The sequence below is a fragment of the Trichocoleus sp. DQ-A1 genome, from assembly GCF_039961955.1.
Lineage (GTDB): Bacteria > Cyanobacteriota > Cyanobacteriia > Cyanobacteriales > FACHB-T130 > FACHB-T130.
The window spans coordinates 1-24355 of the sequence record NZ_JAMPKE010000001.1; the positions used below are offsets into that span (position 1 = coordinate 1).

The 24355-nt window shown below is 47.6% G+C and carries 17 protein-coding genes and 1 pseudogene; 8 read left to right on the forward strand and 10 right to left on the reverse strand.

The window, feature by feature from the left end:
* Nucleotides 1–106: pseudogene (locus NDI33_RS00005) on the forward strand (IS1 family transposase); the annotation flags it as partial.
* A 288-nt stretch (nt 107–394) separates the two neighbouring features.
* Here NDI33_RS00005 and NDI33_RS00010 read toward each other — a convergent pair.
* A complete protein-coding gene (locus NDI33_RS00010) occupies nt 395–1177 on the reverse strand; it encodes an SAM-dependent chlorinase/fluorinase (RefSeq protein ID WP_190677992.1) in 783 nt (260 codons plus the stop codon).
* A gap of 308 nt (nt 1178–1485) precedes the next feature.
* On the opposite strand from NDI33_RS00010, the gene NDI33_RS00015 reads away from it, so the two are divergent.
* The 3 genes from NDI33_RS00015 (at nt 1486) to NDI33_RS00025 (ending at nt 5400) form a co-directional block, all read left to right on the forward strand.
* A complete protein-coding gene (locus tag NDI33_RS00015) occupies nt 1486–3978 on the forward strand; it encodes a glycoside hydrolase family 15 protein (RefSeq protein WP_190677995.1) in 2493 nt (830 codons plus the stop codon).
* A gap of 118 nt (nt 3979–4096) precedes the next feature.
* Nucleotides 4097–4822, forward strand: coding sequence for a pentapeptide repeat-containing protein (locus NDI33_RS00020; RefSeq protein WP_190677998.1), 726 nt, complete (start codon nt 4097–4099; stop codon nt 4820–4822).
* A gap of 11 nt (nt 4823–4833) precedes the next feature.
* Nucleotides 4834–5400 (forward strand): DUF4126 domain-containing protein, encoded by a 567-nt coding sequence (locus tag NDI33_RS00025; protein WP_190678001.1) that lies wholly within the window; start codon nt 4834–4836, stop codon nt 5398–5400.
* A gap of 224 nt (nt 5401–5624) precedes the next feature.
* On the opposite strand, the gene NDI33_RS00030 is transcribed toward NDI33_RS00025, so the two are convergent.
* Entirely contained in the window at nt 5625–6623 is a 999-nt protein-coding gene (locus tag NDI33_RS00030; RefSeq protein WP_190678004.1) for a DUF6569 family protein, read from the reverse strand.
* Nucleotides 6605–7984, reverse strand: a complete 1380-nt coding sequence (locus tag NDI33_RS00035; protein ID WP_190678007.1) for a VWA domain-containing protein — start codon at nt 7982–7984, stop codon at nt 6605–6607. Before NDI33_RS00035 ends, NDI33_RS00030 begins: the two co-directional genes overlap by 19 nt.
* 389 nt (nt 7985–8373) lie before the next feature.
* Here NDI33_RS00035 and NDI33_RS00040 point away from each other — a divergent pair, with 389 nt between their 5' ends.
* Together NDI33_RS00040 and NDI33_RS00045 are read left to right on the forward strand one after the other, a co-directional pair.
* Complete coding sequence (locus NDI33_RS00040) at nt 8374–9135, forward strand: Mut7-C RNAse domain-containing protein (protein ID WP_190437229.1); 762 nt, start codon at nt 8374–8376, stop codon at nt 9133–9135.
* A gap of 197 nt (nt 9136–9332) precedes the next feature.
* The gene (locus NDI33_RS00045) at nt 9333–9803 is read left to right on the forward strand and encodes a regulatory protein RecX (protein WP_190437231.1); all 471 of its coding nucleotides are present in this window, start codon (nt 9333–9335) and stop codon (nt 9801–9803) included.
* Between the two features lie 486 nt (nt 9804–10289).
* On the opposite strand, the gene NDI33_RS00050 is transcribed toward NDI33_RS00045, so the two are convergent.
* Together NDI33_RS00050 and NDI33_RS00055 are read right to left on the reverse strand one after the other, a co-directional pair.
* Nucleotides 10290–10838 (reverse strand): GAF domain-containing protein, encoded by a 549-nt coding sequence (locus NDI33_RS00050; protein WP_190437237.1) that lies wholly within the window; start codon nt 10836–10838, stop codon nt 10290–10292.
* A 12-nt stretch (nt 10839–10850) separates the two neighbouring features.
* Nucleotides 10851–14117: an alpha-mannosidase gene (locus tag NDI33_RS00055; RefSeq protein ID WP_190678010.1), complete on the reverse strand. Its 3267-nt coding sequence runs from the start codon at nt 14115–14117 to the stop codon at nt 10851–10853.
* 67 nt (nt 14118–14184) lie between these two features.
* On the opposite strand from NDI33_RS00055, the gene NDI33_RS00060 reads away from it, so the two are divergent.
* Entirely contained in the window at nt 14185–16209 is a 2025-nt protein-coding gene (locus tag NDI33_RS00060) for a hypothetical protein (RefSeq protein ID WP_190678013.1), read from the forward strand.
* 57 nt (nt 16210–16266) lie between these two features.
* Here NDI33_RS00060 and NDI33_RS00065 read toward each other — a convergent pair whose 3' ends face one another.
* The 5 genes from NDI33_RS00065 to NDI33_RS00085 all read right to left on the reverse strand — a co-directional run bounded on the left by NDI33_RS00065 (nt 16267) and on the right by NDI33_RS00085 (nt 22975).
* A complete protein-coding gene (locus NDI33_RS00065) occupies nt 16267–17220 on the reverse strand; it encodes a tetratricopeptide repeat protein (protein WP_348245608.1) in 954 nt (317 codons plus the stop codon).
* A 531-nt stretch (nt 17221–17751) separates the two neighbouring features.
* Nucleotides 17752–19401, reverse strand: a complete 1650-nt coding sequence (locus NDI33_RS00070; protein ID WP_190678018.1) for a DUF4335 domain-containing protein — start codon at nt 19399–19401, stop codon at nt 17752–17754.
* Nucleotides 19402–19442: 41 nt separating this feature from the next.
* Nucleotides 19443–20033, reverse strand: coding sequence for a DUF3038 domain-containing protein (locus NDI33_RS00075; RefSeq protein ID WP_190536439.1), 591 nt, complete (start codon nt 20031–20033; stop codon nt 19443–19445).
* Nucleotides 20034–20176: 143 nt separating this feature from the next.
* Nucleotides 20177–22633: an endonuclease MutS2 gene (locus tag NDI33_RS00080; protein WP_190678021.1), complete on the reverse strand. Its 2457-nt coding sequence runs from the start codon at nt 22631–22633 to the stop codon at nt 20177–20179.
* A 102-nt stretch (nt 22634–22735) separates the two neighbouring features.
* Nucleotides 22736–22975, reverse strand: coding sequence for a hypothetical protein (locus NDI33_RS00085; RefSeq protein WP_190678024.1), 240 nt, complete (start codon nt 22973–22975; stop codon nt 22736–22738).
* Between the two features lie 609 nt (nt 22976–23584).
* On the opposite strand from NDI33_RS00085, the gene NDI33_RS00090 reads away from it, so the two are divergent.
* Nucleotides 23585–24277: an OB-fold-containig protein gene (locus NDI33_RS00090; protein ID WP_190678028.1), complete on the forward strand. Its 693-nt coding sequence runs from the start codon at nt 23585–23587 to the stop codon at nt 24275–24277.
* The last annotated feature ends 78 nt before the right edge of the window (nt 24278–24355 follow it).

The window sequence follows — 24355 nt, forward strand, 5'->3', positions numbered from 1 at the left end:
TTCTCGATTAGTCCGCAAAACCCTGTCGTTTTCAAAGTCATTAGAGAATCACCTTGGCGCAATTTGGTACTTCATCCATCATTACAATGCATCATTACTTCTTTAGCACTACCACATTGGGCGGAGGAGTGAGGACTGAGGGCTGAGGGCTGAGGACTGAGGGCTGAGGGTTGAGGTTGAATAGAACTTCTTGGTTAAGATTATGTCCGGCGAATTAGACATAATTCCTCAGCATCCGGAACCCCACCCCAACCCCTCCCCGCAAGCGGAGAGGGGCTATCAACTCCCCTATTGCCCGTAAAAATAAAAAACATTTATTCCGATTCCTTCTCCTTTTAGGAGAGGGCTAGGGAGAGGTTTCAATGGGATTATTTGCCCAATCCCAGAAAAATTGTCAGATAATCTCTATCTGCGTGCCCACTGACGGACGCTTGAAGGACTCCCAGGCATTGCCACCGCGTAAGAACAGTTCGATCCAGCGTGTTTCTTCGCCTTGGGCATTTGTCCAACCACTGCTACCCGGTGCGAAGGCTAATTGTCCGGGTTCAACGGCAAAGCTGCCATCGCTCATTGTCGCTTCTTGCTCGATGTCACCGATCCGCAAACGGATATTCGCGCGATCGCTGCCATTACTCGCATCATATTGAATCGTTGTTTTTAAGTTGCCATAGCCGTCAATATAGGCAATTCGATTCGACGGCACATCGGGGATATCCGAAGGCTCAATCTTATCCCCTAGCGCATCTGGTTGTCCCAACGCGATCGCCGCCGCCGCTTGCGGAAACAAGTCACGAGAACGAAACTGCGAACCTTCCGCAGCAACAGCAGCCCAGCTCAATTCTGCTACATCGCGGACAAAGGAGAAGGCATAGCCAGCATTAACTCCGATCACCCGCACACCCGTCGAGAGGCGTGCGAAAGCCAGACGTTCACCGGCATTCCCGACACGCGCCTGTTCATCATCTTCGCGGGGCGCAACGTTGTGGTAAATGATTGTTCCAGCCGGGGCTTCATTCAAACCTAACTGGGCGATACAGAAGCCAGCAGCCAGGGTGGCAAAAGCAGGCACGGGGGTGAGTATTGGCTCAGCATCCGGTAGATAGAACCTGATACGCTGCACTACTTCCGCAAAGGCGAGATCGCCAAAGCCGTAATCAGCGATGATGTGAACTAACATAAAGTTTCTTAGCTGTTGCTCTTTGCAATTTCATCCTATCGACGGGCATTTTTGAATGCTTACCGCCTTGGTATGATTTCCGAGCGATCGCCAGAAACTATCGATGCGAATAAACCCGCACCCTTTAATTTATTTCCTATCAATATTTGTTTAACTTCTAAATTCTCTCTATACCTCTTCTCTCTGCGCCCTCTGCGCCTAAAGCGCTAACGCGCATGGCTTCGCTAAGGCGGTTCGCCAAACAATCAAATAAGATTGCTATATTCGACTAATCAAGTCAACTTCACCCAGTTCTCAAGGCGAATTAATTGAAAAGAATTTATTGGTTTGCAAGTGCCATTATTGTCATTTTGTTAACAACTTTTATCCTAGAAAGTAAAGTTTCTTTTCTAGGTGCCATGACCCAACAGGAAGCCTTTGGTCATCCCGGCACTTGTCCAGCTTGGTCGCCTTCAACCCTCACCTTTCTGGGTACTGCCCAAAACCCAACTTCAAAAGTGTGGTTCACAGGTTTCAATGGCATCATTAGCCAGATATTTTATCCTTCGACTGACAAAGCAGCGACAGTAGACTGGCAGTTTTTAGTAGGGGATACGGCAAAAACTTGGGTTGATGAAGAGAAGCAGGATACTATCAGCCAGGTTAGTTTGAATAATACGCGATCGCTTTCTTGGAAGATTACTAATACAGCGAAAAACGGCAAATACCAAATCGACAAGACAATTTTCACCGACCCTAATCGCAATACTTTAATTCAGCAGATAACATTTACCGCACTCAGTGGAACGCTGGATAATTTTAATCTTTATACTTTGTATCATCCAGCTATTGACAATAACGGAAAAGCCACTACAGGTTACAGCACTACTTACAAAAATATTCAAATGCTGATTGCTAAAAATTCCACTAGCAATCAAGCATCGGCATTGGCCAGTTCTCTGGCTTTTAAAAGCGGGATGATGTCTTCTGCATTCGTCGGACACAGCGACGGCTGGCAAGACCTCAAAGGCGGTGAAGTTGATAATACGATGAACTGGACTTATGAGAAGGCAACCAATGGCAACATTGCACAGATGGCAATGTTCGATCTCAGTCCTTATGCCAACCAGAAATCAGTCACTTTTAACCTGGTACTTGGCTTTGGCAACAGCGACAAAAACGCTGAAGCAGAAACCGCAGGAACCCTAAAAGATAATTTCTCTACAATGCTGTCCGCTTACAACGCGCAATGGAACAGCTACACCAATCATTTAAATACCTTTGGCGGCACCGCAGATACTCAGTATTATGTTGCGGCAATGGTACTGAAGGCAGCGACTGACAAAGCATCGGGTGCAATGGTTGCAGGTTTGGGGAATCCGTGGGGGAACTCTAACTACTCAATTTGCACTCCATCCGGCATCGAAATGTCAGGCGGCTACCACCTGATTTGGCCTCGTGACTTGTATAAATTTGCCAGCGCCTTAATGGTTGCAGGTGACACCGCTACCCCCAAAAAAGCCTTGGATTGGTTGCTAAGCACTTTGCAACAACCAGATGGACATTTTCTCCAGAATGCCTTTGCAGATGGAACCCCTTACTGGAATGGCATTCAAATGGACGAGACGGCCTTCCCAATTATCTTGGCGTGGAAACTTGGTCGTACGGATGCAGACACCTATATCAAACACATCAAGCCAGCTGCTGATTATATTGTGAAAAATGGGCCAGTTACGGGACAAGAACGTTGGGAAGAAAACCCAGGCTATTCTCCCAGCACGATTGCTGCGGAAATTGCGGGTTTAGTTTGTGCCGCAGATATCGCTAAAGTTAACGGTGACACAACCAGCGAGAAACGCTATTTGACAACAGCAGACTACTGGCAAGGTATGGTAGAAAACTGGACGTTTACGACTAGCGGTTCGATTGGCAATGGCAAATATTTTGAACGCATTGATGATAATGGAAATCCCAATGACGGACACATTTTACACATTGGCAACGGTGGCGGCGATCGGGATGAACGTTCTATCGTTGATAGCAGCTTTTTAGAATTGGTGCGTCATGGAGTAAAAGCTGCAAATAATCCCTATATTCTCTCCTCCCTTCCGGCGATTGATTCAACCATCAAACAAACAATTCCTGGCAAAGGAGAGGGTTGGTTTCGCTACAATCACGACGGTTATGGAGAAACATCAACAGGTGCAGATTATACAGGTGCGGGAATCGGGCGTTTGTGGCCTATTTTCACCGGAGAACGCGGTCACTTTGCGATCGCACGTGGTAACAAAGCAGACTCTTACCTGGCAACAATGCGTGCCTTTGCCAATCCTTCTTACATGATTTCCGAGCAAGTTTGGGATCTCAATGCACCCTCTGGTTATATTCCCGGAACTCCCACTAAATCAATGACTCCCCTTTCCTGGTCGATGGGAGAATACATCACGTTGCTGGCATCAAATTATACTGGCAAAGTAATGGATATGCCGGAGATTGTTTATCAGCGCTATGTCGTCAATTCATCTAAACCGCATCAAGGCAAAGCGGTAGATTATAACGAAGCTAATGCAAAACAAGGGTTAGCTTTAAGGATTTATTACAAAGGGTTATTGACAAATTCAGAACAAGTCAAATTACACTGGGGATACGATAATTGGCAGCGAGTTACTGACAACCTGATGATCCAGCGAGAGGATGGATTCTGGGAGACAACACTCTCTGTCCCTCCGGTAGGAACTACTTTAAATTTTGCTTTCACCGATGGAAATCATTGGGATAACAACGGGGGGAACAACTGGAATGAAACTATCTCACATTCTTAAATCTGAATATGTCTATTGATTGATGTCCGCTCCGGTTGTGTTAGCTAGGGTAATTAAAGGATATACAAAAGTTTTATCGATTTGAATGCCCCTTGAATAAAATTGCTTAAAACACCGGATGAAAGACTTAATCCGAAATTTATTATCATTCTCCAGCAACCGGATTAGTAGTTCTGGAGGCCGGGTAACGCAAGATATGCTCTTATTCGACTCCTTATATGCTGCCCAAGAAATTGCTTTTATTCTCGGCGGTGAATGGGATGGTTGTAATGGGGTGGTATTGCCTAAAAAAGACGAATTAGCTGTCAACACGGCGGCTAAATTAGTCGGAGCGCAATGGTGCTATTGTGAAGACAAAAGTGCCATTTTAATCAAATTTGCTGCTGATGATCTGAAGCGGCGTTATGCAGCCGGAGAAAGGTATTTTATCAATGCTAACTTGAGAGATGCTTGGCTTTGTGAGTGCTTATTGAGCGAAGCTAACCTGAGTTGGGCAAAACTGAATTTAGCGAACTTAAGCAGAGCAAACCTAAGTAAAGCGGACTTAAGTGAGGCAGATTTGAGTGAAGCGAATTTGAGCGAAGCAAATCTGAGTGCAGCTAACCTAACGAGAACCAATCTAGCGAAGGCTAACTTGCGGCTGGCAGATTTACGAGGGGCAAATTTGAGGAAAGCTTTCTTGAGTGAAGCGAACCTCAGTGAAGCCGATTTAAGGGGAGCAAATTTAGAACTTGCCGACTTAAGAGGCGCAGATTTGAGTGGAACGAACCTGAGTGGGGTCAACTTGAAAGAGGCCAAGGTGATTGAAGCAGATTTGGCGAGAGCAACCCTATCGAATGATTGAATTTGAGTAGTATGGATACATTATTAAGCATTGCAATTGGCATTGGTTTGAGTGCGGCTTGTGGCTTTCGGATTTTTGTCCCGCCGCTAGTGATGAGCATGGCAGCACTTTTTGGACATCTGCCACTGGCACCGAATTTTGAGTGGATGGGAACTTATCCAGCGTTGCTGACATTTGCTATAGCGACTTGTGTTGAAATTGCCGCTTATTACATTCCGTGGATAGATAATTTGCTGGATATCGTTTCTACACCAACTGCGATCGCAGTCGGCACATTCTTGACTGCTGCCATCTTTCCCCACGACGATCCTTTAGTTCAGTGGACAATCGCCGTGATTGCGGGTGGAGGTTCGGCGGGTATCGTGCAAGCCTTGACGGGTATGGTTCGCTTTTCTTCAACCGCACTCACCGGAGGATTCGGTAATGGGGTGGTTTCCACCCTGGAAGCAGGGGGTGCGATTATTTTATCCATCCTGGCGATTTGGTTGCCTGTCGTGACTGTCGCCTTGGTAATCAGTTGTGGGATTTTGTTTTGGCGGAAAGGATATCTCAGGCTACCCAATCCCAGAGAGTCTTGAGCGGTGCAAAGGACATAATAATACCCCCTTCCCGGACCGGGAAGGGGGTTAAATTTTCTGTATAAAGTTTAGATATGGCAGGAAATTACAGTTGGACAAGCGGTTAGCGCGGTGGCGTTTCTTAACCATGACTTGGAATCATCAAGTAAACACCAATGCCTAACTCAGTTCCAACTGTAATGTATTGTAGTACAAATTGAGCGAATTGACAACTCAGTGCTTCTCTATTCTGTCAAGCGTTGGCTTGATTCAATTGCTAAAGCAAACAAGGAAGCATACACCAGTTGTCCAGACTCTTCGACCAACTGACCCGCAAAGTTTTTCCCTTTACAGGTATGCAGCCGCAGACTCAAGAAGCGTTCTTCTTCTTTGAGCTGAAATCTTTCTGCGGGTGTTTGACTTAGCCAATTGCTGACTTGTAACTGTTTTTCCTGACGGCTTTTGTGCAACTGCTGGCGCAGTTCTTGCAGATTGCTGGCTGCAAAAGGAAGCACGGGTTTGTCGCTTGCTTTTACGTGCTTTTGGGTATACATCGCCGCCACACCATAGCAGAAGCAAACCAGAGGCATCCACACTTCCCGGAAGTAAGCCGCCGTGGGAGCAATTTCCACGCCAACTAACTGATTCCGAATCAAGAACAACGCCCCGGTTTGCTGGGGAAGCAATTCAAATCGGCTTTGATATTGCGTCAGAAAGGTGCGTTTTTTACTGAGAATTTGCTCTAAGTGACCGCGTTGAGGTAAATCAAACCGCTGATTTAGACGCTCAATTTCTTTCCAGAGTTTGCTGTAGTCTTCCTGACCCCGGAGTTTCAATGCTTGAAAGCGCAATTGCAGGGGAAGAATGAAGAACCATTGTTCTCGACCTTCCAAATAACCGCCTTGACCGGATTGCACGCAGCAGGCATCTTTAAACATGAGTTTCTGTCCCGCAGCAATAAATGCTGACCGACACAAAGCATGATTTTGGGCTTGGTCTTGGATATAACCCATGTGCAAGGGAACGATTGCCACGCCCGTTGATGGATTATGGAGTTCTACATTTCCATAGCCGTGAACTCGACTGAGTTTCAACCCAGACAGGGGACTGGTAAATTGACCCGGACAATCTGGGCTGAAGATAGGGACAACAGTCAAGGCTCCAGACTGTTGAGGAATTCCAAAATGATAAGGAGAGAGATCGACTTTGTTGGGAATAAATAACTCTAATTGCTGGTAGTCCATGTGGCTAACTCCTTTTCTTGGAATGTGAGTTTTTGGCGGAGGAATTCCTGCAAAGAAGCTTCGGTTTGCTTTGCACCCGCGATTGCAAATAGCGAATTTAGTAAGTCTTCAAAATCGTCTTGATGCCAGAATTCTCTTTGGAGGAGATTAGCCGCAGGTCGTCTCAATTCCAAGTCATCCGACGCCGTAAACTTGCTATGACAGAAGACAATTGGGGTATGAATACCCAATTGCGGCAAGGTGGCGACGACTCTTTCCAAGTCTCCCGGATACATATTTTCATAACCATCAGAGACAATGGCGACTAAATCGGGTGAGTCTTCTAAAGCATCCAGTAAAGCACCTGCCAAGTCGGTGTAACCTTCTGGCATGGGTAATTCGCCAACTCCCCCAAGTGTATGGACTTTGAGGTTCGCGCAGCATTTTTCGAGTACCAATTTCAGGGCGACTGACTGCGCTAGAGAACAGTATTCGCGATCGCCATAACTTCTTGTCGAAGCAGACGCATCCAACACTAAAGCCATTTGACCTGAAAATTTTGGCAGGTTTACCGCAGCTTGTTCGACATAATGCTGCAAAGCTGACATTAATTCCGGCGATTTTCCACCCCGATACAAATGCACCAAGGTTGCGGAAATATCACCGCGATTGGTTGCCGTTACTGTCTTGGGACGCTCTGTTTGTACCTCAAATTGACGATATTGTTGATGAACGAGAGTATATTTAACTTCGCCTTCCGCAGGCATTAAACCTGTTCCCAGAGGAGAATGATACAGAAAAGGTAGAATTGCTTTCACCGATTCTGGATGATGGGCATAACGCAACAGATAGCGGCGCAAATCGCTTTTATCAACCGTTGCATCCGACAGCTTTTTCACAGAACCCCTCGCCACATTCTTCCCCAGCGCGTGTTCAATCGCATCCACAACCGCAGGACGACGGCGCAAAGCCATATCCTCAAATTGGGGATGATTGAGGATGTACTGGAGAATCGCCCTCGCGGTATGTTTGTGATTCGCTCGTACCCGTCGCAGTGCTAAAAAGACGGTCAAAACTTGGTCGGGGTGCAAAATTGCCAACAAGAAATTAATGACGCGATCGCTTGTTTGACGTGCTTCTTTCGACATCCCCACACGAGAGCGTTGCAGCAACTGAAACAAAATCCGCAGGCGCTGCCCCGTTGTAACATGAGTGATGAGAGCTAAAAGCGCATACAATTCTGGATTTTGTTCGTAAGCTTCCCGATGCAGAGATTCATCGCTCCAGCGTGGGGGTTGCCCGTTATAACGTAGGAGAAATGGCTCATTACAAGAGCGCAGATGCACAATAATATTCAAGATGGCTGGTTGAGTTGCATCCATAATTTGACTCCTTGCATTACAAAGCTGGAGCGTATCCCCGCAGATGTTTAGGAACGCTCTGATTACTTTGATGAATTCTCCAGTGGCTTCAAGAACTCGACCACTTGTTTAAACGTACTACAAATATACTACAACAAATTGAGTTGCCACAAGAGGGCAACCAGCGATCGCAAGCATCTCACTTGTGAAAATTTGCAAAGACCTACAACTATCCCCCCGCAGGCAGGGGAAAGGTAAAGAAAAACTTTTTTTCATGGGGAAGTAGAATTTCAAGATTTTGGCTTCCCCGTACCCCCTCTATTCCCTCGCAAGTGGAGGAAGACAAGGAATAAATTTTATTTACGAGAGTTGAGGTGGGGTTCTGAACTACGGTGTATTAATTTCTCAATATGGCTAAAGCAGATTTTAATTTTTACGCAGAATTGAATGATTTCTTGCCACGGAAAAAGAGGGGCGTAACCATTACTCATGTTTTTGAGGAACGAGCCTCAATTAAGGACACAATCGAATCTTTTGGCGTCCCTCATCCGGAAGTGGATTATATCGAAGTCAACGGCAAACCCGTCGATTTTTCCTATATTGTGACGGATAGCGATCGCATCCATGTTTATCCAATTTCTGCGGCGACTGAAAAGACATCTAGCGTCTCTCTCGTTCGTCCTCAACCGCTAAAATTTCCTCGTTTCGTTCTCGATATTAATTTAGGGAAACTAGCAACATCTTTACGAATGTTGGGTTTTGATACCCTGTATCGAAATGACTATGACGATCTAGAGTTAGCCCAAATTTCGGCGTCTGAAGAACGAATTCTCTTGACTCGCGATAAGGGTCTATTGATGCGTAGTTTGGTAACACATGGATATTATGTCAGAGAAACTAATCCAGAGCGACAGGTGGGCGAGATAATGGGACGCTTTGCTCTAATTGAATTCGTCAAACCATTGCAACGATGTTTGCGTTGCAATGGTTTATTAGAACCTGTGGATAAGGAATCGATTCTTGACCAAGTGCCACCCAATATCCAACAATCTATTGATGAATTTAGCCGCTGTCGTGAATGCGATCGTGTTTATTGGAAAGGCACGCATTATGAACAAATGCAGCAATTTATCCAAGGAATAATTTTTTCGAAGCCAGTTGAATCGAATTGAGTATAAAAGCTGGCTTTTTGCGATTCGCATTGATTATTTTAAGGCAAATCTTAACAATTTATTTCATTCTTTAAATAATTATTTTTTGGGTATTTGTGCCTAAAAATATATTTTGAACATACATTATTCTAGACTGCCATACAACAATTAAACTTTTGTATGTGTTAAAATCAATAAACATAATAACTGTTTGATAAATGAGTTGCGCTGACTATTTTTTTCGCCTGATCTCCCGCCGAGATTACAGTGCTTACGAACTTTTAAAGAAAGGACAATTAAAGGGGTTTGAGCCAAACGAAATCTCCGAGGCTATCAATTATTTGCAAGAGAGAGACTATCAATCCGACACGCGCTTAGTCGCCAACTTGATTGCCTACTCTCAAGGCAAATATGGGAAATCTATGGTAAGGCGCAAATGTATGGAAAAAGGGATTTCCTCCGAGGTATTCGAGCAAGTTTGGAACGAACAAATCGAAGCAGAGGGAAGTGAGGAAACAGACGATCTGGATGGTTTAAAAACAAAGATCATGCGAAAGTATAAAATTGATGATTTTCAAATTATCGACCAAAAAACCAAAGCCAAGCTATTAAATTACTTGCAATATAGAGGCTTTAATGCTTTTGAAGTTTTGAAGCAATGGCAGAGACAACAAGTAGAAAATGAGTAACGGAGCGGTTTGGTAATTTGGTATTGCTAGATTATCTTAAAAACTTTTAATTTGCATTTTTTTATCACCTTTAGTTTGTATCTATATGAAAGATATTGTCACCTTGTTTTTTGGGTTGGGTATGGTGTTTAACGCCAGCTTATTTATTCCACAAGCCTTAAGGATTGTTCAAACTAAGAGTTCTAAAAATTTGTCTTTAATTACTTTTCTCGGTTTTAATTTTATTCAGCTTAATGGGGTTCTCTATGGGTATTATCGAAACGATTTGGTTTTAATGTATGGAAACTTAATTAGTTTTATGAGTTGTGCAAGTGTAACAATTTTGGCAATTATATACCGAGGTAAGGAACCTAGGTAAAGAGTAGGGGTGTAGAATTCTACACCCCTACATTCAGGTTCATTTATATTCAGATATGGAGACAAGCAATATTTAGTAGCGGCGCGATAAACCTTGTCTCTACATTTCGGTGTTAGTATCTAGAGAATTTATCCCTTCGCAGCTATGGAAGACTTCGCTGCCAATATATAGGCAACAGCAAGGGGTGTTAATTTCTCTGTAACTGTGGTCATAATAGAGCGGTCTTCCGGCGTCCATACTCTAGGCTGACCAAAGATACAAGGTTGCAGAATTCCCCACAACAAATTATCTTTGCACAGGTGAGCGTGAACTAATGCTCGATGTCCAAATTCTTTTTGTTCAAAAGCTTTGTTAACGACTTCCGGATTCGCTGTCTCTACATCTTCGACAAAGACAGAAGGTTGTGTATGCAGTGCCGCAGCAAAAAGCGGATCTTCTTTTGGCAAAGATTCTGGTTCTTTCTTCCAGTCAGCGTCAAGAATGTTGGGATATTCTTGAGTGCGACGCCAGCAGTAAGGAACTTTACCGATGGAGGTATGGGGATCGCGCAGGTAGAGAAAAACGCGATCGCACTGCAAGACTTCACCCAAAGCTGGCACTAAGGCAGAAAAGACAGCATCGGGTGTACTGTCATGGCTCAAAATTTTATCGAGAACTGGCGGTATTTGGTTGCTCATCAGCTTATTTTCTCAGCCGTCTGTTCGTTTCACTACAAAACTAGCGATTTTCCAAGGCTGGATGCTAGCAATTTTTCCAGGAGCAAACATTTCCGGTGCCTCAATGGGGCGTTCTAACAGATCCACCGGGTGCGCGATCGCTAAATCCAAATCGCTATTCAGCTGCATCTGTGCCTCTTCCCCGTGGCACTCATAACAGCGCAAAATCCACTGCTGCAAGCTATCTTCTGACTGCTTCAACGCGATTAAAATCAGATTCTCAGCTTGCAAGTCTAACAATTGACCAACGGGGGGTAAGGACGAATTCTGTTCGCCTACCGATGGCAGCAGCATCACTTGTAGCGGTAAATTTAGCTCATAGCCTCGGCGCACAGTATGCGCTGACTGCCAGCTACCTTGATGAGGATAGAGGGCATAGGTGAATTGATGCCAACCTCGGTCTGCTTCTGGATCGGGCCAAGTAGAACTTCGTAACAGGGTAAGGCGTAATTGTGAGGGTTGGGCATCGTAACCGTATTTACAATCATTCAGCAAGCTGATGCCATAGTCATTTTCACTTAAATCTGCCCAATGCAAGGCAGGAACTTCCCATTTGGCGGTTGCTGCGGGGGTTTGAGGCTGAGTAGAACGCCCGTTAGCGTCGCGTGTGCTTCGCACAATCGCGCCGCAGGGAATTTCGTAGGTGGCAGAATCTGCCGTCAAGGTAAGCGGAAAAGCGGCTTTTACAAGTACGTGGCGTTCTTGCCAGTCTACAGTCGTAATGATTTTCAGTAGCGGCGAATCTGCTTGCAGCACGTAATCTTGGCAAAATTTCGACTCGCCTAGCTGTCGCACAACGCGCAGACGGGTTTGTACTGTCCCCTGTTCTACCCATTCAATTGACTTTAGCTGGGTGGGAGGTAAGGGGTGTTGGGCATAGTTGGGGTCAATGTTCCAAGCATCCCAATATTGACCGCTATCTTGGAAGGCTTGGAGTTGATTTCCTCCGACTTGAGAGAGGATCTCTCGATGATTAATTTTGTCAAAAACACTGCTTAAATCGCCTGTTTGAGAATCAACGATTACCCGCAGTAAGTCATTTTCTACGATGCAATTTTTTCCCCTATATCTGATATTATCTGGATTAGTCGCATTAGAATCCGGAAAGCTAGTGCTAGGATGCCCGTATTGTTGCCTTTTTGAGGGTAATTCGGCTTGAGGATCTAGGTTTTGAGGACATAGCCAGAAGAGGCGATAACCCACCGATGGGGTATTTTCGGCAAGAAATAACAGCGTCGTGCCTTCAGAAAGCTGGGATGGTAGTAGTTTCCCTTCTAAGTCGTAAATTTGCCAGTGATGTGCAGATGCCGGTAAGGGGACGGTAACGACTTCCGAGCGTTGCCAGTTCAGGGAGTTGAAGACGATAACTGGGAGGGCGTCTGGTTGCGGCGGTGGGGGAAGGGCAATAGAAGTTGCGATCGCCCTTAACGCTTGCTGTACTATTTCCGCACCCACCTGTTCTACCTCTTGCCAAGCCTGATTCGCATCTACAAAGACTTGGGGAATGGAGGAACCAGGGAGAATATCGTGAAATTGGTTAAATAGCACCTTTTTCCAGGCAGATTCCAGCTCTTGCTTGGGATAAGGCGCACCGATGCTGATACTCGCCAAGGAAGCAAAAAGTTCTGCTTGGTATAGTAAGCCTTCACTGCAACGCTGAAAGCGCTTTTGATCGGCGTGAGTGGTGTAGCAACCCCGATGGAATTCTAGATAGAGTTCATCGTCCCAAACCGGGAAGGGTGTTGAGTTGGGATTCGGAGTGCTAATCTGCTGCAAATAACGCTCAGATGTCGTGAATTCTAAACGAGGAAAGAAGGGGGATTTTTCCCAACGATGGGCGACTTCCAACATATCGCGGGTAGGGCCACCGCCATGATCCCCCACACCTGGAAGCCAAAGACTCTCTTTTAAACTGGTTTGGGTTTCCCAATCACAGGCATAAGACGCCATCTTCATCGGGTCAATGCCTTCACCAATCGGAGCAGACATCAGGCTGAAGATTTGGGAACCATCAAGCGATCGCCACCAAAATGTTTCATAGGGAAACTTGGTGGTATCGTTCCAGCGCAATTTTTGGGTGACAAAGTATTCAATCCCGGCAGATTTCAGAAATTGGGGCAGCGTGGCACAAAAGCCAAAACTATCTGGCAACCAGGCGACTGTACTTAATTGCCCAAATTTTTCTAAGACGTAACGCTGACCATAGAGCAACTGGCGGATAATCGATTCGCCATTAATAATATTTAGTTCCGGTTCCACCCACATTCCGCCTACAACTTCCCAGCGTCCAGCCGCAACTTGTTGTTGAATGGCGGCGAATAAATCCGGGCGATGTTGCTCAATCCAAGCATAAAGTGCGGGTGTGGAATGGCAGAAGGTCAGGTTGGGAAATTCTTGCAGGAGTTTGAGAACCGATTCAAAAGTGCGTTGAGCAGCTTCCCAGGTGTCGCTGACAGGCCATAGCCAAGCTAAGTCTAAGTGAGCATGACCGAGCAAACAGATTTTAGATTTTAGATGTTGGATTTTAGATTCTGTTGACCCTAGAGTGTCCAGCAGAGTTTGACGGAGGGTGGAAAGCGATCGCTCAAACTTTTGTCCATCAGGCAGCGCTGTCCACTCAATCTCAGCTACAGCATCTGCCAAGATATCCAGTTTTTCCGGTTCAAAGGTTTTTAAATACCGTTGTAAGACAGCTAACTCGTCAGCCACAAAACCGGGTTCAATCCGATCGTCGGTGGTAAATTCGTATATGCAGCGCGATCGCACTAACGCCCCATCATCATGTCCGGGACTTACCAGGCGCAAAGCAACGGTAATCTCCTCACCCGGCGTAACAGACGGACTCAGCAGTACCCTTGTTGAGCAATCAAATAAGTCTCCCGCTTGCACTTTGACGCCATTGACAAAAATTTGCGCGTCTTCTGCCCACCAAGTTAACACCAGCCGCAACGCCAACCCCGATAAAGCATAACCTTGTAAATATTGGGGAACAATGAATTTTTGACTAAGCCACAACACCTTTTGTCCCGCTTGCCAAGCAATATGTCCCCTCGCATTTAACTCCGCAGATGACCAATCATCCCCGAAATCAGATTGGCGAACGGTATCTGCTGTCAGGTCTGCGGTACAGTAGCGCCAGCAGGTCTGAACGTTAACCTGAGTCATTGCAGAGAGTTTCTCAATCGCTTCGCTCAGGAGGCTGCATGAGGGCGTTACAAAAGGTGTCTTGGAATCGGTCATCTTTTCGATAAAATCAGGGCATCTACTATTTTTAGCAATTAGCAATTAACATTTAGCATTTCGCAAAATGTCCTCCCCTCCCAATGGTCGGTATAAAAGCAAATTATTTAATTTCCTCTCCCGAAAATCTCGCCAGTTGAAGGATGAGAGCGATCGCGCTGTGCGAAATCTGAAAGTCGCAGCGGTTTGGGGAGCGCAAATTCTCCTCTATCCGGTGTACTTGCTGGCTCAAACTTCTCAATTAGCGGGGCGTCAGTTACAACAAGCGACGCAAGAGAAACCTCAATTACATTCTGAGAAAAAAGACCGGGCACGTCCTAAAAAGCCGCCAACCCCGCCACCAACAGACACGCCAATTCAGCAAGTGCTACTTGCGATCGCGGGTCAGGAAGAATCAGAATTGCTGTTAAATCCGGCTGCAAATTCTGTGGTAGCTTCTAGTAACACGGGGTTTTTCAACCAAGTTGCAGATGCGATTAATCGCGTCTCTACAACATATTTTGGATTCAAATTTTTCAATCATAACGGTGCGAGTGGGAGTCCTTCTAGCTCCTCAAATTTGATTCTTCGCCCGCTCAATCTTCCGGAAACTGTTGTCGTGCAAACGCTACAGCCTAAAGCAGCGGCGGGAATAAGCAACGGAAAATCCTTGGCAGCGGCGCTACAAAATCAAATTGTGGTTCGGGGAGTCGCTACGCAACTCGCTACCCGTTCCGTGGTACTCGTCACCACCGAGAATCAAATTTTAGATATTCTTACCCCTGAACAACAGCAAACATTACAACAGCGAATTCGTTGGGAATTGGCAAACTACTGGCGTCAGTGGCGGTTAGCGCAGGCGTTGGCCAAAGGAATTGCAGCACAATTGCACCTTCCTGTCAATCAGCGCCATCTGTTACCCCCCGTGCGTCTCTTCTGGGGAGCGATCGCTTGGGTGCAAAAAGGGCCGGTTGCGATCGCTGCCAATCTCTTCCAAGAATCAATGCTGGTGCGGTGGCAAGATACCAGAGAAGAGGAAATTGAAACGCGATTGAACGCCTCTAGAGAGAACATCGGAAGTCTTCCACCCTTCGGAAACAGCAAAGCCCTTCATCCTTCTTCCTCCCTACTTCTTCAGCCATTAATCTTCCTCGATCGGACGATGGTTGCAATCGAAGTCCGGCAAAAAGACTTTTTGGCAAAGCTGACACCCCATGCTGGGGAAATAGAAGCAAATGAGCGATCGCCTTTACAACGGATACAAGCTGTATTCACCCAGCCGATGCGACAACCGGCGTCTCCCGATGTTACAGACGCCCAAGCACACAATAATATCCAAGGACTGATTCAGGCAGCAATTGACTACTTTTTTGGCAGGCACAATGGGAAATTACCCTGGGAATCAACCCCAGAAATCGATTCCGATCCCCACAGCCAAACGAATCAGATATCCGGTGGCGCTTCTACCTCTTTAGCATCGGCTCAACGCAACCATCCAGAATTAACCACAACAGGCGTTGCAGATCCCTGGCTAACCATGAATGATTTATTCGGGAAGCCAGATGCACCCGCCGCCAGCAAGCAGTCAACGCCAACCGCCCCTAATCGCCCTCTACCAAGGGTGGCAGGCAAAGAACGACCCTCAGCTCATCTGCCGGGTAAGAAGACCCGGACTGCCCTCCCCGGAGCCAACCAGCCGGAGATGCCTGCTGAGAATTCTGTTTGGAGGTCGATTAAGCTTCGCCTGAGTTTCAAGCAGACGATTTTGATGCCCCGCAAAACTCCTGCGCCTGAGCAAATGGCAGCGCGTCCAAAACCAACTCCTTCTACAACCAAAAAATCCCGCAAAAAAGACGGCAAAACTACCAAAACGCCTGCTTTCCAGACGCCAAGGGGGGAAACCGAAGGGGCGCTTCCAACTCTAGCGCCAGCGATCGCGCAAAGCAATCGCACAAGCTTTGCCACCCATTCGCCAGACTGGATCGAGGCTGAGGTAACTCCCGCTGGATACGTCAAGCACCCCCTAGAGTATTTACTGGAATGGCTGGATAAGGCGATGCTGTGGCTAGAGACTTTCCTCACGAAGGTTTGGCGCTGGGTGAAGAAATTTTGAGGGCGATAGAGGCGGAATCTCACCGTCCCTACTCTGTGCCTGCCCTTCTCCTACGGTTTAAATTGGCACGTTAGATGCTTCGCAATTTTCGGAAGCCAGCGCTAAATTATTTTGGATAGTCGCCCATTCGTCGGGACTTGCTTCGCGGGTGTAGATTTCCAATGCTTGCTTGTAACACGCGATCGCTCGTTCTAGATTACCAGCGCGATCGCCCTGTATTCGGTCGCGGTAAGCATTTCCGAGATTATTTTGCGTCATTGCCCAATCTTGGGGAAAGGCTTTGCGGGTATAGATTTGCAATGCCTGTTCGTAACACGCGATCGCTCTTTCTAGATGATCGGCACGTACTGCCCATCTATCTTCGTCAGCCAAATCGTCCTGTATCCGATTGCGGTAGGCATTGCCGAGATTATTTTGCGTCGTTGCCCACTCGTTGGGACTGGCTTCGCGGGTAAAAACTGTAACCACGATCTCGTAGCCGGTGATGGCAATCTCTAAGTTTTTCGCCTTGTCTCCCAGCGGAAATTGCGCCATCAGGTTGCTGAATCCGCCAATTGTAGCCGCAATGAATTTTGCTTCTTGGGGTTCAACTTGCGGCAGAATTGTCATTGCCCAACTATGCAATATCTCAGCCAGTTTCTCATTCAGTTGAGCGAGATTTGCTTGTAACAGCGGATACACTACTTTGCGATCGCCATTACTATCTGCGGTTGCTTGCAATACCTCCGTTAAGAATTGCAGAGGCGATTCGGGAATCTGCTTGACGACACTGGGTGTCGATGATGAGTTGCCCATTTCTGTAACCATTGGCGCTGCAACATTCCGCAACCACTCTGCCGCTTCTCCATCGCCCCGTTCTGCCAGCATTGCGGCTACGGCTTCCATTGTCTGCACCAACCCGGCATCAATGAGCGCTTGATTCGTCTGCAAAATCTCCATTTCCTCGCCACTAGAGGAACTGAGTAGCACTTGGATCAGATTGAGATAGGCTTCAAGACGTTCTTCTCTCATAGGGCGATTCATCTATCAATAGATGGATTTATTGTTGCTTAATTTCTCTCTGCACTGCCACCTAAAAATTAGTTATTTTTGGGGATTAACGCCGGAAACTCCAGAAAATCTGAACTAAAGCCTGAATTTTCAGGCTTTAAAAATCTTCTGCTATGTCAGCAAATTTATATAGTGCGGTTTTCACTTGGAGGGGTGTGGGGAGAAGTCTTCCAGTGTATGGGGCAGGGGTGGGGTTAAACCCTAGCGGGACTTAGACAAAAACTGAGGCAAAAATGGCTTCAAATCGAGATAGAGAAATGCTTTCAGCTCAAATGGGAATAAATCTAGTATTTACTAGGGTTTCAGGCGTTTTTATGTTGTTGACCTCTTTCCCTTGTTCTGAAAGCTTTTCAGCCCCTTCAGGAGCCAGAAAATGTCTAAGCCCCACTAGGGCATCTGATCGAGAATTGCTAGATTAATTTGCTAGAAAAAAACCGGGTTTTTTAAAACCCGGTTTCTCAAGCATTCGATTTTTCTCGATCGACAACCCACTTAAGGTTCCTGAAACGTTTCCACTTTGCCATCGGGGCCAAGAACTACCCGGATGTGGGCGTTGCGCTCGCCTTCGATGGGAGAAACAAACGGTTTCCCTGGTACTGGCATCCCGGTACGGTCAATATACTTGACTGACAGTTCTCCTAGGGGGCGAATGCGCTCGATGGAGCCATCCGGATTGAGCCGGAGATAGTATTGCAGCGGCTGTGTCAGATCGGCGGGCGGTTTCCATTGCTGTTGGAAATAGTCCCGCACTTGTGCGACTTGAGGAATCGTGTCAAATAGCCGGTCATTCTGGGCGCGATCGCTACTGGTTTGGGCGCGATCGCTTCCAGATTCGCTGCCGCGTTTCGCTGCCGGTGGGGCAACGCTGCCGCGAGTCGCACCGGGACTCAGTTCGCTGTTATTCGGAGCCGAGCTTTCAGCAGGAAGGCTGGCAAGCGACGGCAGATTGGGAAGCGGGGGAGGCGCGGCAGGAATACCGGGGGCATTGGGGGATGCAGACTGGTTTGCACCCTCAGAACTTGAGGCGATGGAACCAGGAGCAGAACCCGATTGCCCGATTCGCGGCGCTGTCACTCCACCGCTACTGGGGATCGGCTCGAACGGGAGATTATTGCGAATCGCCGATTTTGGCTGTTCAGCCGGGGGTTTGGGGATGGGCGGGAAGTTCCTGGGAGGAGGGGGCTGGAAAATGGCTCTTCCCTCTGGAGCAGAACGTTGTTGAATCGGGGGCAGATTGCTGAAAACGGGGCTGGAATTTCCAGGCGGATTCCGAGGAACAACGACGACCCCTGGGCTTCTGGCACTGAAAGGTGTCGGCGTGGTTACAGGAGCCGGAGATAACAAAATTGACGAAGGAGACCCCGTCGGAGTCGGCGATGGGGAAGACAAAGCAGGAGGCGTCGGCACTCCCGTCGTTGGCGGTGTTGTCGGAACCGGCAACACCTCGGTACCGGGCACTGGTGCCGGGGTACTGGGTAAGGGTGTAGGTGCCGGTGCAGAAGAGATGATAGTGGGACTAGGCTGCAATAGCTTCAGCGTGGCTGCTGTTATCCCCACCCCCAACAGAAAGATGGCTGCCGTCCGAGTCCAGATGGGCGGATTTTTCAACCACTGGGTACGGTTCAGGGTCGGCAATGCCACCAGTTCAGCATTGTATTCATCCAAAGCCGTGGCTAAGTCGAACAGTTGCAGCGCACTCAGCGTTACGACAGGTCCCGTTTCTTCCGTCGCCAAATGCCCCAAAAATAGGTCGTGGGACAAAAGTCCCCTCGGTTGTATGTAAGGGACAAAGGTTTGAGGAGTGGAGGATTCAGGCGGCGAAAGAATGGTTGCCGCTTGGGCGGGGGCAGCAGCAGCCATCATCGGCTCGCCTACGGGCATTTGATGCGCCACCGGCTGCGATCGCGGGGATTGCTGAAGGAAGTCCTGCACGTAAACGCTAACGGCTTCGCAAAGGCTTTCTAATTGAGCGCGATTTCCGCGGATCGTCACTCGTCGATCTTCTGGCTGTCGCGGATCGTCAAAGCTTAGCTCAAATCGTAGATGCTTCAGCACGGGTTGTCCTGCCCAGCGAGACAGGGGCGAATCTTTCGCCTGGATTTCCAACGTGCAGGTGGGGGGTGTAAAGCGTCGCAAAACCATTTTGCTAATTCAGAGGATTGCTAATTGCTAAGTGTGAATTGCTAGCGGGCGCGATCCAAAAGTGCTAACCAGAGACGCCGATGACCATTGGGGCTACTGTAGAACAGGAGATCGATCAGAAGTTTCAAGGCCAAGTGGCTCAAAGCGTCGGACGATACATTGTCTTCTTCCTCCATGCGTTCCTGGTAAGTGTTGCTGAAGGCATCAAGATAATCTCCTAGTAAAGAAGCTTCGTGGGGTTCCCGGTTTTGCTCGGCTAGCTGTTCGAGCAAGGCAACGGCACGTCGGATTAGCTCTTGCTGCTGTCCGGCAAGGTGACAGACGATTAAAACAAGCGATCGCGCTTCCTCCACATCTAACTTCTTCCGCCCTCCCGAACTCTTCCGCATGGGGTTAGACTGGCGCAATCGCCACAAAGCCACCCGATCTGCCACCATTGACTCTAAATTCAATTGAGCTGCGGCTTGGAGTATCGCGTCGGAACCGATGCCTGCCAATGCTTCGAGCGCCAATAAAATTAAATCCAGTTGGGCTTTGATATTGTCCAACTGTACGGGATCTGGCGCGGAAGCAAGGGGTAAATCCTCCCAGCGGGGGGTTGGCGTCGTTGGTGTCTTCACGATGGAGGGCATATTTTTAGCTTAGGTGACGCAACTGGTAATAACTTCGCCGTTACGAGTCTTGAAACCAGACTATCGCGGTTTTAAGTAAGTTTCCTGTCGTCGCTCATGGCGAATGGCTGACTGTTTTTAAACAATTCGCCATTAGTAATTCGCTACTTAATATAGGCGATTGTGACCCCCGTGCCACCTTCTGGGGTGCCAGCTAATTCAAAACGCTCGATGAGAGGATGCTGTTTCAAGAATTCGTGAACCCCGTCTCGCAGCCTTCCGGTTCCCTTTCCGTGGATAATCCACAAACAGCCTGCATCCATTGCTTGCGCGATCGCTTTCTCTAATGCCATCTCGGCATCCGGCACTCGACTCCCCCGAATATCGACGGTATTTTTGGAGGTGCGAATTGTCGGTTGTGGTTTGGGAGGTGCGGGTGGCTCTTTTGGAGTCGCCGCCGGTTTGGCTTTGGCGATGGGATCGGGTTTTTGACCGTCCAAAGATTCGATATCTTCGAGGGAGACGGTCATTTTCATTAACCCAAATCGCACGCTCATCTGACCCTCTGCGTCGGGATTGCTCAGCACTTCGGCGGTTTGTCCTAGGCGGGGAATCCGGACGCGATCGCCTGTTTTTGGTTTAAATCCCGGCTTGGGTTTGGGGGGCGGCGAGGGCAACAGATGACGTTCGGCAATTTCATTCAAGGCGTTGGTTGCACTTTGGGCATCTTGAGCGGTAGCTGGACCTTGCTGTAACCGCCGAATGACTTGGGCGATTTCTCCTTTGGCTTGAATCAGGGCTTCCTGCACAGCGCGTTCCTGGGACAGTTTGAGCTGCTGTTCCCGTTCCTGCAAAGCGGCGGCTTTTCTCGACACCTCCTGATAAAAACGCTCTGCTTGCTGCAACAACTGACTGGCTTCTTGGGCTTTAGTTTCTTGATTGCGCCGTTGGGCTTCCAGTCCAGCAATCACTTGGTTGATGTCTTCTGAAGCGCCACCCACATAAGTTTGCGCTTGTTCGACAATTTCCCCCTTCAATCCCAAGCGTCGCGCAATCGTCAGGGCGTTAGAACGTCCTGGAATTCCCCACAACAGGCGATAAGTGGGGCTGAGGGTTCGATCGTCAAATTCTACCGAGGCATTTTCAAAGCGTTCGTCTTCATATTTGAGCGCTTTGAGTTCGCCGAAGTGAGTGGTTGCAATGCTGAGATTGGCATGGTCTGCCAGATATTGTAAAAGCGCGATCGCTAAAGCACTCCCTTCTGCCGGATCGGTTCCCGCTCCCACTTCATCTAGCAAAACAAGGGAATTCGGGGTCATTCCCTCGGTAATTCGGCTGATGCGACGAATATGTCCAGAAAAAGTCGATAAACTCTGCTCTAAAGATTGCTCATCCCCAATATCTGCCAGCACCAAATCAAACCAAGGCAATTCTACCGGCTCCCGCGCCGGAACAAATAACCCCACCTTTGCCATTAGTGCGGCTAATCCCAGAGTTTTTAGGGTAACAGTTTTGCCGCCGGTATTCGGCCCTGTTATCGTTACGACCCGAATCTCCGGCTGAATCAGTAAATCTACGGGTATGACTGCACCCCCGTTTTCGTGCCGCTGCTGCCAGACCAATAAAGGATGGCGCAACTGGCGCAGGGTGATCGAATTTTCGATTTTCGATTTTTGATTCTCGGCTGGGGATTCTCCATCCTCCTCTTCCCGGTTCCCCTGCCCCTCTGGCGCGGTGCGTTCGATAAATCTAGGAGGATTCGCTTCTAACCAATAGCTGTATCGTGCCCTAGCGGTTGCCAAATCCAAAGTGGTTGCCACTGCCAACAACTGCTCTAAATCTGGCTTCACGGCTGCCACTTGTACCGTCAACGCTTGGCGGATGGCTTCCTCTTCCACTTGTTCTTGACGCCGTACCTGCCGCAATTGATTTCCCAATTGCACGATCGCGTTCGGTTCGATAAATAGCGTCGCGCCGCTACCGGAAGTGTCGTGGACGATGCCGGGGATGGCGTCTTTTTGCGGTGCTTTGACGGGGATCACGAAGCGATCGCCCCGCTGTTTGATCGTCTGTTCCTGCACTGCATTAGCTTGGCGCTGCAAAATCCCCTGTAATATCTGATGAATGCGAGAGCGCAGCTGTCGCAGTTGGATGCGAATTCCGCCAAGTTTGGCACTTGCCCTATCTGCTACATCTCCCCGCTCATCGATACAGTGGTTAATTTCCTGCTCTAATTCTGGATAGGTGCGGATATCGGCAACCAGCGCCTTCAGCACTGGCACGTCTTCTTGATCGTCAATAATGCGCCGCAGACGCCTGACTCCAGCCAGGGTGGTCGCGATCGCTAGCAACTCTTCCCCTGCTAAAATTCCTTGAAGTTCCGCCCGCTCCAGAGAATCTCCGATATCCTGAATTCCTTCAAAACTCAACCCTGGAGAAATACGATTCTCCAACTGGTAAACTTCCTGAGTTTGGGCGATCAGTTGCAGGCTCTCTGGCTGAGTCGCTGGGATTTGCAGATGATTGGCAGCGATCGCGCCCAATTTAGTGGCAGCAAAGGTAGACAAATGCTGACACAGGCGGGGCCATTCGAGTAATTCTAAGGTCTCAGATTGAATCAAAGCTTAAAAGCTATATCTAAATATTCAAGTGCTTATCTATATTAATTTTAAGCTCTGATTAACTGACCGCACGAGAACAAACATCTGCCATCGCCGCTTTCTTTACGCAAAGGCACCTTCCATCTCATACTGGCTTTCGGTAAGTGTCGCCCACCCAGTTTCCTCCCAAGGTTCCAGAACTCCGCTTGACTCTAAGGGAGCGATCGCTTCCAAGTGCATCAGCTCCTCTGTGTCAAAATCATCAAATATTTCAGTGAGTGCTTGCAAGTCGCGCTGCCTCATCGGCATTTGCATCACTGTGAAATAGCAAGCCAGCGCTGACTTGTTGGTAGATGCAGACATTTGCGTTCCTGATGAAGATAATTGCTTCAACCTAAAACAGGCTTTAGCTGCTGACCTCTATCCCTTTAGTGAAGTTTATTGCTCTTAAAATCTTCCTTTAGGGAGATGTTATTTATAAAATTACTTTGATTTAACCCCTAAATTCTTTTTATAGAAAATACAAATTAAAAAAAAGTTATCGTTTTTTTTGTTTTTCAGGAATTGCGGCTAGGCTGGTGATGTTTTATCTCAGATCGCCCAATGTACGACTTTAAGACAGCCGTTTGAGCGAGGCTTATCATCAATACGGTTCCCTTAAAGCAAACAATCCAAAACTTGCGTAGCGATTGTCTTAAAAGTCAAGAGGTGAAAACTATTCTTAGCGAACCATATTGGGCTGGTTACAACTTACATTTGGTGAAACCTAGAGTTTCAGCTTCAGGCGGACTGAGCTAAAAAGTGAGCCAAAAAGTGAGCTGAATCGCCAATACCGCTCTGAGATGATCGAAGTGCAGTCAGCTTAATTAATCGATGAAGCGCAAAGACGAACTTCTCTATTAAGGACTTTCTTGCGTAAGTCTTGAAACGATGGAATTTCTAACTCAACTCAATTAAGGACACTAGGCATTCATGCTGTTTAATTCAGCCAACCTACCCTACTGGATGTTTCTAGGGATGGGAGTCCTTTTATTCCTATTGGTGATTGTTTCCGGTGGAGGAGACTCCGACGTAGATGCTGACATAGATACCGACGTAGATGTTATAGACGTAGACACCGACACGGATGGTGACTTCAACTCCTTGGAAATACTGGGATGGTTGGGCATTGGCAAAGCGCCGCTCATCCTATTATTAGGAACTGACTTTAGCCTCTGGGGTGTCATCGGCTGGATGCTCAATGTTTGGGTTGGTAGCCTCACAGGTGGCATCCCCTACCGTTTTTTTGGGTTAGGGGGAGTGGTGTTATTAAGTTCAATGGCAATCAGCTTGTTTCTAGGGGGGTTGATTTCTCGACCTCTGGGAAAAATCTTTGCTGCCTTTGGGGAAGATGCCAGTAGCGATCGCTTAATTGGTTGTTTCGGTACGGTAAGTTCTGCCTTTATTCCCCATAAACACAGAGGCAAAATTGGTCAGGTAGATGTCATCGATTCAGCGCGAAATCTTGTCACCATCAGCGCCACTTTACCTGATTGGGCAACGGTTCTCCCGCGTCGCAATGAAAAAGTCTTAGTCATTGAACGTTTGGAACACCACTATTTAGTCGTCGCTAAAGATAGTCCCGATCAAGAGCATTGGCTAGAAAATGCATCCAAAATCAAGTAATAAATCTATAAAGAATAGGATTCGCCGCGATTCAAGCAAAGTCTATCTATGCGCTTACGCTAACCCTGAATTTAGAAT